The organism is Sphingorhabdus sp. (assembly GCF_046292425.1).
Lineage (GTDB): Bacteria > Pseudomonadota > Alphaproteobacteria > Sphingomonadales > Sphingomonadaceae > Sphingorhabdus_B.
In genome coordinates this window covers 37,789-49,011 of the sequence record NZ_JBKBQV010000014.1, presented here as the reverse complement: position 1 = coordinate 49,011, position 11,223 = coordinate 37,789, and the positions used below count along the sequence as shown (strand labels likewise).

At 55.9% G+C, this 11,223-nt stretch carries 8 protein-coding genes and 1 tRNA gene; 7 read left to right on the top strand and 2 right to left on the bottom strand.

Going from position 1 to position 11,223, the window contains the following annotated elements; all coding sequences use genetic code 11:
• Positions 1 to 237 precede the first annotated feature (237 nt).
• A complete protein-coding gene (locus ACK4S7_RS04900) occupies positions 238 to 561 on the top strand; it encodes a PilZ domain-containing protein (RefSeq protein ID WP_409644876.1) in 324 nt (107 codons plus the stop codon).
• Here ACK4S7_RS04900 and recG read toward each other — a convergent pair.
• Entirely contained in the window at positions 558 to 2,618 is a 2,061-nt protein-coding gene (gene recG, locus ACK4S7_RS04895; RefSeq protein WP_409644875.1) for an ATP-dependent DNA helicase RecG, read from the bottom strand. The two genes, ACK4S7_RS04900 and recG, sit on opposite strands and share 4 nt — an antisense overlap.
• Before the next feature lie 60 nt (positions 2,619 to 2,678).
• Here recG and ACK4S7_RS04890 point away from each other — a divergent pair, with 60 nt between their 5' ends.
• Together ACK4S7_RS04890 and mfd are read left to right on the top strand one after the other, a co-directional pair.
• Entirely contained in the window at positions 2,679 to 2,966 is a 288-nt protein-coding gene (locus ACK4S7_RS04890; RefSeq protein ID WP_409644874.1) for a succinate dehydrogenase assembly factor 2, read from the top strand.
• Positions 2,963 to 6,433, top strand: a complete 3,471-nt coding sequence (gene mfd / locus ACK4S7_RS04885; RefSeq protein WP_409644873.1) for a transcription-repair coupling factor — start codon at positions 2,963 to 2,965, stop codon at positions 6,431 to 6,433. The genes ACK4S7_RS04890 and mfd overlap by 4 nt, the downstream gene beginning before the upstream one ends.
• On the opposite strand, the gene ACK4S7_RS04880 is transcribed toward mfd, so the two are convergent.
• Positions 6,430 to 7,674 carry an EAL domain-containing protein gene (locus ACK4S7_RS04880; RefSeq protein WP_409644872.1) on the bottom strand — a complete coding sequence of 415 codons (1,245 nt, stop codon included), beginning with the start codon at positions 7,672 to 7,674 and terminating at the stop codon, positions 6,430 to 6,432. The two genes, mfd and ACK4S7_RS04880, sit on opposite strands and share 4 nt — an antisense overlap.
• Before the next feature lie 143 nt (positions 7,675 to 7,817).
• On the opposite strand from ACK4S7_RS04880, the gene moaA reads away from it, so the two are divergent.
• The 4 genes from moaA to ACK4S7_RS04860 all read left to right on the top strand — a co-directional run bounded on the left by moaA (position 7,818) and on the right by ACK4S7_RS04860 (position 11,086).
• Positions 7,818 to 8,804 (top strand): GTP 3',8-cyclase MoaA, encoded by a 987-nt coding sequence (moaA, locus tag ACK4S7_RS04875; protein WP_409644878.1) that lies wholly within the window; start codon positions 7,818 to 7,820, stop codon positions 8,802 to 8,804.
• A complete protein-coding gene (locus tag ACK4S7_RS04870) occupies positions 8,801 to 9,577 on the top strand; it encodes an NAD kinase (RefSeq protein ID WP_409644871.1) in 777 nt (258 codons plus the stop codon). The genes moaA and ACK4S7_RS04870 overlap by 4 nt, the downstream gene beginning before the upstream one ends.
• A gap of 74 nt (positions 9,578 to 9,651) precedes the next feature.
• Positions 9,652 to 9,726, top strand: a tRNA-Asn gene (locus ACK4S7_RS04865).
• A gap of 187 nt (positions 9,727 to 9,913) precedes the next feature.
• Positions 9,914 to 11,086: a tyrosine-type recombinase/integrase gene (locus ACK4S7_RS04860; protein WP_409644869.1), complete on the top strand. Its 1,173-nt coding sequence runs from the start codon at positions 9,914 to 9,916 to the stop codon at positions 11,084 to 11,086.
• Positions 11,087 to 11,223: the final 137 nt, after the last annotated feature.

Genomic DNA, 11,223 nt, shown 5'->3' with positions numbered 1-11,223 from the left:
AAGCGCGCCGGATGATTCAGGGTGGCGGTGCGCGCATTGATGGTGATGTGGTAATTGACGAAGAATCGGTTATTTCCGCGCGCGAAACCCCCGTAAAAATCTCGGCCGGAAAGAAAAAACACGGTTTAATCAACTTCGTATAAACGGCAGGCCCATCGTAAAATTTAATTTTACCAAATATTCGTAACTTGCACCTAACTGGATGTTGGAGACAACAAGGGCACGAGGTACTGGAATATGGCGCAAGCCTTACAGAATTCAGATATGGACTTTCGCAGGGCGGCCCGGCATCGCGCAAACCACAAGGTTATCGCGGAAAGCAAACGACATGGCGACAAAACGATTCATATCGTAAATGTGTCCGCCCACGGCTTTATGATCGATGATAACCCTGGCTATGAACGCGGCGAGCGAGTTGAACTGCGGTTGCCCGTCATCGGCCGTATCGAGGCGCTTGTTATTTGGACGGTGGAACAGCGTGCCGGGTTACAGTTTGAACGCGTATTGCGTCTACCCGACTTTTTGGCGCTGTTGGAGATGATTGGCCCAAAAAGTCGCTAACCCCCCCTTAGCGTTGCAACGCCTGCATCGCGTTCAAACAGATAGAGGGCTATTCGCGCCGCTTGGCCGCGCGGGCCATCAAGGCCCCCGTCGCGGTCAAGCAATAACCGTGCATCATCTGCCGCAATCCCTATGAGCTCGCGCACCTGTTCGGGGGTAGCTACCCGAAATGGATTCTCACCCGACTGCCGCGTGCCCAGCAACTCGCCAGCACCACGCAATTTCAGATCCTCTTCGGCAATACGGAAGCCATCATTTGTCTCCCGCATTAGCGCCAAGCGCGCTCTTGCTGTCTCCCCGATCTGCGTGCTGCGAACCAGAATACACGTCGATTTCTCGGATCCCCTACCAACTCGCCCGCGTAATTGGTGCAGTTGAGCCAGACCAAAGCGATCTGCTGCCTCAATCACCATGAGACTGGCGTTCGGAACGTCGACGCCCACCTCAATAACGGTTGTCGCGACGAGCAAGCGCGTCTCGCCTGCCACAAAGCGCTCCATGACAGCATCCTTTTCGGGGCCTCGCATCCGTCCGTGGACAAGTGCAACCTGATCACCAAAGCGCAGGCGAAGCTGTTCGGCGCGCTGTTCTGCGGCGGCGAGGTCACTTTTGTCGCTTTCCTCAACCAAGGGACACACCCAAAAGGCCTGCTTGCGGGCAGCCAGATGACGCGCCACGCCATCTACCAACTCGGCAAGCCGGTCTTGGGACATCACTCTGGTTTCAACGGGCGTCCGTCCGGGCGGCAATTCATCGAGAATGGAGCTATCCATTTCGCCATAAGCGGCAAGCGCGAGGCTCCGTGGGATCGGCGTTGCAGTCATTACCAACAAATGTGGCACGCCCCTGCCCTTGCGGGACAGCATAAGCCGCTGTGAAACGCCAAACCGGTGTTGCTCGTCAATCACCGCCACGGCGAGCGCTTTATAAGTTACGGCCTCCTGAAATATCGCATGCGTGCCCACCAGAATATGGATCGAACCATCGGCCAGTCCCATCAGTGTGGCTTCGCGCAAGCTGCCCTTTTCGCGGCCGGTAAGGATTGCGATGTTGATGGGCAAGCCGGAAAGCAGCTTCTGAAGGCTGGCATAATGCTGCCGCGCGAGTATTTCCGTAGGCGCCAGCATCGCGGATTGCATACCCGCCTCGACACTGCGCAACAGCGCCATGAGCGCCACCATTGTTTTGCCAGCGCCAACGTCGCCTTGCAGTAACCGTAACATGGGTCGCGATTGGGCCAGGTCGCCTTCAATTTCGGCAATGGCGCGTTTTTGAGCGCCTGTCAGGGCAAATGGCAGTTGCAGCTTTGATACCAAAGACCCGTCGCCGCCTATCGGCACCGCGGTCCGTTTGTCCATCGCCGCGCGGATCAGACGCATCGCAAGCTGGTTGCTGAATAGCTCATCATAAGCCAGCCTATCCCGCGCGCCTTGATCATCCTTGCTGTGCACTGTGCTGATGGATGTGGACCATCCTGACCAGCCACGACTGGATAACAATGTAGGCTCAATCCATTCGACCAAATCAGGCACGTCCTGCAACGACGTTGCTGCCAATTGCCCCATCCGTTTATTGCTCAAGCCTTCAGAAAGCGGATAAATTGGCTCGGCGAGGCCCGGCGACGCGTCACTGCCGATCGGGACAACATGATCGGGATGCACCATCTGAAGCTCGTCGCCGTAACGGTCAAGCTTGCCCGAAATGATCCGCGTTTCGCCAACTGGAAGCTGCTTGCGCGCCCAACCGCCATTCCGACCAAAGAAGGTCAATGTAATGTAATTGCCGTCCGGGTCCGCCGCGAAGATCCGTAATGGCGCGCGCGGGCTGCTGCCACCGCGGTGATCCATAACTGTCACGGTGAGGATGATGTTTTGGCCCACATCGGCAACATCCAACCGCGACACCGCCTTGCGATACATCCAGCTATTGGGAAAATGGTACAGAATGTCCTTCACTCGCTCGAGCCCTAGCCGCTCCAACGGCTTTGCGAGGCCGGGACCGACACCCTTGAGTGCACGTACTTCTGCAAATAACGGATTGAGTATATCGGGGCGCATGACTAGGGCCGCTTATAACCCGCAAATCATAATCCACCAGAAGCTTAAAGGACGCGTGACATGGACGCCGACCCCTATCGTCGCAAACTGCATTATCGTGCACACCATCGGGGGACGCGTGAAGCGGACGCCATGATCGGCGGATTTTTTGACCATTGTTCGGCCGGTTGGGGCGCAGTCGAATATGAATGGTTTGAACGCCTGCTTGATGAACAGGATGTAGACATAATGGCATGGGCATTGGGAACAGTAGAGCCAGATCCGGCATTTGCAGGTCCACTGATGGACAAGCTTATGCGGCTTGATTTCATATCGCTTCCGGAAGGGCTTAGCACGCATAAGTCATGATTGACCTGCAGCGCATCATTAATGCCAAAGAATCGCTGACGCTCGCGTCCGTGCCAAATGGTTTCGTGCCTTTGCTGCTCGCCGACCTGACACGTGCCGCAAAAACACGCGCACTATATATTGCGCCAGATGAATCGGCCATGCGCGCGATTGCCGATGCCGTGCCTTTTTTCGCGCCCGAAATTGAAATTTTGATCCTCCCCGGATGGGACTGCCTGCCTTACGACCGCGCTTCACCCTCAGTATCCGTGACGTCGCAGCGTATGTCGACGTTGCAGGCGCTTCAACAGCCGACAAAAAAGAAGCAGCTGGTGGTCACCACCATTGGCGCTGTCATTCAGAAATATGTAACGCCGTTCCGCATTCGCCAGACCGGCGAGCGCCTGACTGCTGGCCGTGAAATCAGCCGTGAGCGGCTTGCATCATTGTTGCAGTCGAACGGATATTTCCGTGTGGATACCGTCGCTGACGCTGGCGAATTCGCCATTAGGGGCAGCATAGTAGACCTATTTCCGGCGGGAAGCGAAGTTGGCCTTCGTCTCGATTTCTTTGGCGACGAGATTGAAAGTATCCGCCGGTTCAATCCGTCGGACCAGCGCAGCATTGATCAGGTCGAACATTTTGACATCTTGCCTGCCGTAGAAGCCCTTATGGACGAGGACGCCATCAAGCGCTTTCGTGTTGGCTATCGCGACCGCTTTGGCGTTACCGCAACGGGCGATCCGTTATATCAGGCCGTGTCAGAAGGCCGCAGACTTTCGGGCATGGACCATTGGCTGCCCTTGTTCGAAGAGCGTATGGCGACGATCTTTGATCATCTGGGGCCGGATGCTCTGGTGATCCGCGACAGCGCCGCGATTTCAGCGGGTCAGTCGCGACTGGATTCCATCACCGATTACCACGAGAACCGCGTCAAGGCCCAGGCAGCTGAGCCCGGCAGCTATCGACCGCTTCCGCCAGAAATGCTCTATTTGAGCGGTAATGAGCTCGACCAGTTGTTTGAAGATAACGCAGCCCACCTAATCACGCCATTCTCACAACCCGACTCCGCAAGCATCATCGATTTCGACATTGGCGCAGCGCGTGATTTCGCGCCTGAACGTGCCCAAAAGGCGAATGTCTATGAAGCAGTCGCTGCACATCTCAAATCGCTCCACGCGGCCAAGACCAAAACGGTAATCGCCAGTTACTCTATTGGTGCGCGGGGACGGCTAAAGGGCTTGCTTGCTGACCATAAAGCTCCGCCAATTGTCGAAGTGGATAGCTGGCAGCAGGCCTTGGGTGTCGCGGCCGGGAACACGGCCATGGTCGTTCTCCCGCTGGATCATGGATACACCACGCCAGATCTGGTCGTTTTAAGCGAACAGGACATGCTTGGCGACCGTCTTGTGCGGCGGCAGAAGCGGAGGAAGTCCGCTGATGCATTTCTGGCAGAGCTGGCGGCGCTTACCCCCGGCGATCTAGTGGTGCATCAGGACCATGGCATCGGCCGTTATGAGGGGTTGATTTCAATCCCCGTCGGTAACAGCCCGCATGACTGCGTCGCCCTGACCTACTCTGGCGGCGACAAATTGTACGTCCCCGTCGAGAATATTGATGTGCTCTCGCGTTATGGTTCGGACAGCGAGCATGTCTCGCTGGACAAACTGGGCGGCGAAGCGTGGCAAAGACGCAAATCAAAGCTGAAAGAGCGCATCCGTGCGATTGCCGGCGAATTGCTCAAGACCGCTGCCGAACGCGCCTTGCGGCCTGGGTCCGTCATAGAAGTTGATGGTCCCGCCTACGCAAGCTTCGTTGACCGCTTCCCTTATGAAGAAACCGAAGACCAGTTGCGGGTAATCGAAGAAGTGCTTCAGGATCTATCCGCTGGCAAGCCAATGGACCGTCTGGTCTGCGGCGACGTCGGTTTCGGAAAGACGGAGGTTGCAATGCGCGCAGCATTCGCTGCAGCGATGGCCGGCCTGCAGGTCGCGGTCATTGCACCGACAACGCTTTTGGCGCGACAGCATTATTCGAACTTCGCGGACCGCTTCCGCGACCTGCCGCTAAAGCTTGGACGGTTGTCGCGCCTAGTGCCTGCCGCAGAGGCGAACAAGACGCGTGAGGGATTGGCTGACGGGACGATGGATATCGTTATTGGCACGCATGCTGTCCTCGCCAAGTCGCTCCAGTTCAAACGGCTTGGCCTCGTCATTGTGGATGAGGAACAAAGGTTCGGCGTCAACCATAAGGAGCAGCTGAAGGCGCTCAAGACCGACGTGCATATGCTGACGCTTACGGCGACGCCAATTCCGCGCACACTGCAGATGGCAATGTCGGGCTTGCGCGAATTGTCCGTTATTCAGACCCCTCCGGTCGATCGGCTAGCAGTGCGGACGTACGTGATGCCTTGGGACCCGGTCGTATTGCGTGAAGCGCTGTTGCGCGAACATTATCGTGGCGGACAAAGCTTTTTTGTCGTGCCGCGCATTACCGACCTCAGCGAGATCGAGGAATTTTTGCGCACTGAAATACCTGAAGTTAAATTTGTAACTGCTCATGGCCAGATGTCGCCGACTCAAGTCGAGGAACGCATGAGTGCATTTTACGAAAAGCGTTACGATGTGCTTTTGTCGACCACCATTGTCGAAAGCGGATTAGACATCCCTAGCGCCAATACCCTGATCATCCACCGCGCAGACCGATTTGGACTGGCGCAATTGTACCAGCTACGTGGACGTGTCGGCCGGTCAAAAACGCGCGCTTACGCTTATCTCACGTACGAACCCAACCGCATACTGACCGAGACTGCGGAAAAGCGCCTGAAAGTACTTGGGGATCTCGATAGCCTCGGCGCGGGCTTCCAGCTTGCGAGCCATGACCTCGACATTCGCGGTGCGGGCAATCTTGTTGGCGATGAACAATCTGGCCACATTAAAGAAGTCGGTTTTGAATTGTACCAATCCATGCTCGAAGAAGCTATTTTGGAAGCGCGTGCCGGCGCGCAAGGACTGGCAAAACCACGCGGCAGTTTCTCGCCGCAAATCACTATCGACGCACCAATTCTTATACCAGAGGATTATGTCCCCGACCTGTCAGTCCGCATGGCGCTCTATCGCCGCTTGAACGATCTCGAAGAAAGCCAAGACGTAGAGGGCTTCGCCGCCGAAATGACTGACCGCTTTGGTCCAATCCCGGAACCAACGCAGAATTTGCTCAAGCTTATTCAGATCAAGCAAAACGCACTCATCGCGCAGGTCGCCAAAATCGAAGTCGGCGCGCGCGGTACTTTGGTCAGCTTCCATCAGGATAGCCCGCCGAATATCGCTGGGTTGCTGGCTTATGTCGACAAGCTTGGCCAAACGGCGAAGCTTCGGCCAGATAGCAAGCTGGTCATCAACCGTGTGTGGGGCGACCCAGCAGCGCGGCTCAATGGCTGTCTACAACTGTCCCGCGGCCTCGCCAATTTGGCCCGCAAATCCGGCTAGACCAAATCGCGCGCCATTGCTGCGAATTCTTGCGGGGTAAGCGGTGGTGCACGCAGAAACCCTTGAAAATAATCGCAGCCTTCGATCTTAAGCATTTCCAGCTCTTCGGGCTTCTCGACGCCTTCTGCAATTATAAGCAAGCCAAGTGCCTTGGTCATTGCGATGATGGCACGCAGAATGATCCGGTCTTTGCCATTGCCGGCAATGTCTGGTGTCATGCCCTTGTCAATCTTGAGATAATCAAGCGGCAGTGCCTTGAGATAGGCAAGGCTCGAATATCCTGTGCCAAAATCATCGACAGCAATACGAACTCCCTTGCTGCGCAACAATTCAAGCTGCCCCGCTGCCAATTGCAGGTCGCGGACAAGGCTCTCTTCCGTCAGTTCTAGCGTAAGTCTATTCGGGGGAAACCCAGCGTCAGTCAGCGATTGAAGCAGCCTTGCGCCGTAATGATCAGTCATTTCCTCCGCACCAAGGTTCACTGCAAGCCGCAAATGCCCGAAAGCAGCAGGCCATTTCGCGGCAATCGCGATGGCTTCTTGCTGAATATGGTAAGACAGTTCCTCGCGCAGGTCGCAGCGGTCCGCCGAAGCGAATAAATCCCCAGCACTCACCTCGCCCAGCACGGGATGAACCAACCGTGCCAACGCCTCTGCCCCTACAAGTTTTCCAGTCGCGACTTCGAACTGGGGCTGAAGAACGATTGCTATCTGCCGCTGTGCCAGCGCCGAACGCATAGCTGCGTCCAATTTTGCGCGGTCGGGCGACACTGCTATCTTGCTACTGTCTGCAATGACAAAACGCTGTCCTTTGCGCTCATATGCGTCGGCGAGGGCTTGGGTAGCACGCGAGACAAGTTGCTGCCTGCTTTCCCCCGGCTGGGACAATGCAATCGCTACACGGGCGCTAACATGCAAAGGCGCGTCGGCATCGCCCAAGTTGGACGACACCATTTCCAAGAGCTTTTGGGCTGCGAGTTCGGTGTGGCGGCCCACGTCGTTGCCTTTAACCACCAGCATGAATTCCCGGCCTGGCATCCGCGCCATAAAGCTGACAGGCGATAATTGCTGTGCAGCAAATGCGCGCAATTGTTCGCCCACGCGGCGTATAGCTTTGTCGCCGACACTGCGTCCCATATGTTCGTTTATTTGTTTAAGATCTTTGATACCTAGCAAAAGCATCGTTGCCGGCCCGTCAGAAGCAGCAGACATCCATTCGCGGGCATCGCGGGCGCGACGCATGGGGAAACGCGCTCGCGATTTTGTTGTGGCAAATGTTGAGGACCGATGATTCACCGCGCTGCTATAGCAAGGAAAGCTTTCCGAACCATTGCCTCAGTTTATTTCAGCTTTGTCCCACAGGCTTTTCAGCTTACATCGCGGAAATGATCGACGGTTTCGGACGAAAAATCGACTATTTACGGATTTCGGTTACCGACCGTTGCAACTTCCGCTGTTCCTATTGCATGCCTGAGCAGCAAAGCTTTCTGCCCCACCGGGACTTGTTGACCTATGACGAAATCATGGTCCTTGTCGGCCGAGTCATTGCACATGGCATCCGGAAAGTCCGCCTTACAGGCGGCGAACCACTCGTCCGGCGAGACATTGAGGTGCTGATAGAAGCGTTGGGGCAGCATGTGCAAAAAGGAAATCTCGACGAGCTGACAATGACTACCAACGGGAGCCGATTGGAAGAGTTCGCGCCATATCTAGCGTCGGCAGGCATGAAACGGATTAACGTCAGCATGGATACCCTGGATTCGGAAGCGTTTCGTCGCATCAGCCGGGGTGGTGATCTCAACAGGGTGTTAGCAGGAATCCACACCGCACGCGCGCATGGCTTGGACATCAAGATCAACATGGTAGCGCTTAAGGGCGAGAACGAAGACGCGCTTATGCCCATGGCTGCCTTTTGCGCCGAACATGGATTTGATCTGACGCTTATTGAAACCATGCCCCTGGGCGCTGGCGTCTCGGAAAGAGAAGAACGTTACCTGTCGCTGGATGAATTTACTGCACCTTTGCGTGAACGATATGATCTACACCCGTTAGCGCATAAAAGCGCGGGCCCTGCCCGTTATTGGCGCGTTGAGCCTTTGAATCTGCGGATTGGCTTAATCACGCCAATGAGCCACAATTTCTGCGACCAATGCAACCGTATTCGCCTGACAACCGATGGCAAGATATACATGTGTCTCGGCTCGGAGCTTCATGTCGACTTACGCACCGCATTGCGCAGTGGTACGCCGTGCGACGTCGACCATTTGCTTCAGACAGCACTGCGGCTTAAACCTCAGCGGCACGATTTCGAAACCCAGCTTGCGCAGCCCGATCTGCGGCTCGCGCGACATATGAATGCAACAGGTGGATGACTCAATATATGCAACTTGCCATAATCTCATCGGCCACCCCGCAAGCGCGGGAGGCAGAGGCCCTTTTAAGGGAGGTGCATGAGTTTGTCGCCCTCGACAGCGCTGATGCAGTGATTGTACTTGGCGGCGACGGCCACATGTTGCAGGTCTTGCATCAGTTGCTGGAAAGCCGCCGGGACATCCCTGCTTATGGCATGAACCGCGGCACCATCGGTTTTCTGATGAACGGCTGGGACCTGCATGACCTTCCGGGCCGACTGCAACGTGCAAAGTCCTTTTCTGTGCGCCCGCTTACGACAGAGATTACGACCATCGGCGGGCAGAAATTCACCTTGCCCGCAATTAACGAGGTGTCGCTGCTGCGCGAAACCCGTCAAGCCGCGAAGCTGGAGATTTCAGTCAACGGAAGGGCGGTTATTCCTGAACTCATTTGCGACGGCATATTGGTTTCGACACCAGCGGGGTCCACGGCTTATAATCTGTCAGCAAATGGACCGATCCTTCCACTCGATTCATCTTTACTTGCGCTCACGCCAATCAGCCCCTTTCGGCCGCGCCGTTGGAAAGGCGCGATCCTGCCCGACCGCTATGTCATCAAGATAAATATATTGGACGCCAGCAAAAGACCCGTCAGCGCAGTCGCAGATCAGCGCGAAATCCGAGATATTGCGCAGGTTGAGGTGGCACTAGACCGCAACCGGGCCCTGACTTTGTTGTTTGATCCCGAACATGCCCTCGACGATCGCATTGCGATGGAACAATTTATTGTCTGAACAGACAATGGGCGCTTGCCAAAGCCGAAAAAGCGCTGCTATAGGCGCGCCTCTGCCCGAGGATATCGGGCCGTTCCCTGGTAGCTCAGTGGTAGAGCAGTTGACTGTTAATCAATTGGTCGGGGGTTCGAATCCCTCCCGGGGAGCCATTTTTCTGTTCATCGCTGTTCAACCTCCCGCTTAGGGAGCAAGCTTTTTGGCTTGAATCCTCGCGTTTCCGCGATTTTTCTTTCCGTCCCTGTCCGTTGACAATCGTTCACATTCGCGCATATAGTGTGGGACGAGCCGTAGGACATTGCAAAATCCAAACTGGCTCCGGATCAGGAGAACAGGCCCATGGGAAAGTTTACTGCAGCGAAGGTAAAGACATTAATGGATCAACCCGGACGTCACAGCGACGGCGACGGTTTAATTCTTTTCGTGCGAAAGCCGGGGCAAGCGTCATGGGTTGCCAGAGTCCAACACAACAACAAACGCCGCGATTATGGGATCGGCAGCGCAAAAATGTTCAAACTGGCAGAGGCGCGCGACAGGGCGTGGCAAGTGCGCAGAGCGCTTGTGGATGGACGAGACCCGCGAACCCTTTGGGATACCCCTGAAAAGCTGCTGTGGACGTTCAGAGAGGCTGCAGAGGGGCTTCTTGCGGCAAAGGTAAGCGACCCCAAGAATCAAAAGCAAAAGCGTTCGCAGCTTTTGAGTTATGTTTACCCCACAATGGGCAGACTGCAGGTCCAAACCATTGACGCGGACCGCATTGCCGATTGCCTCCGTCCGATCTGGACAACAAAGCCCGAAGTTGCACGCAAGCTGCGCACGCTCATAATTCAGACGCTTGGCTTCACGCGGCCCGATGCTGGCCTATTTGAAGGCACGCTCGCGAAGGCAATCTCGCAACGCTTGCCAAAGCAACCCGCCAAGGGGAACTTTGATGCCCTGCCCTATCAAGACTTGCCCGCTTATATGGACCGACTTGCGAGCAAAACGAGCATGGGCGCTCTTGCGTTGCAATTGGCAATTCTTTGCGCGTCGCGTAGCGGCGAGATTCGCGGCGCAACATGGGGCGAAATCGACTTCGAGCGCGGCATTTGGACTATTCCTGCCGAACGGATGAAAATGCGGAAACCGCACCGCGTCCCATTATCGCCGCAAGCACTGTCCGTGCTCGAAAAGGCGCGACAGATTAGACGCGGCAACACAGAGCATATTTTTCCCAATGGTAAAGGCGTGGCGCTCTCTGACATGGCGCTGACAAAGACCCTGCGCGATATGGGCATGAATTGCACCGTGCACGGCTTTCGCTCGACATTTAGAGACTGGGCAGCCGATCAAACGTCCGTTGCGGGCGATGTTGCAGAGGCCGCGCTTGCCCATGCCGTGCCGAACGCCGTTGAAGCGGCATATAAGCGCACGGACTTTTTCGATCTGCGCCGTGGATTGATGGATTCGTGGGGACGCTTTGCGACGGGCGAAGGCAGCGCAGACGTCGTTCAATTGGCAGCCGCACAATGAAATCTGACCCATTTGGCGACGCATTGGCGATTATCAGAGAGCGCGGCGACGACATCAATCTTGCTGACTTGCGCGTGATCGAGGGATTGATTGCCGACTGCCCGCTCGAAAGAGCGGCGGACATGCAGGGCTGGATT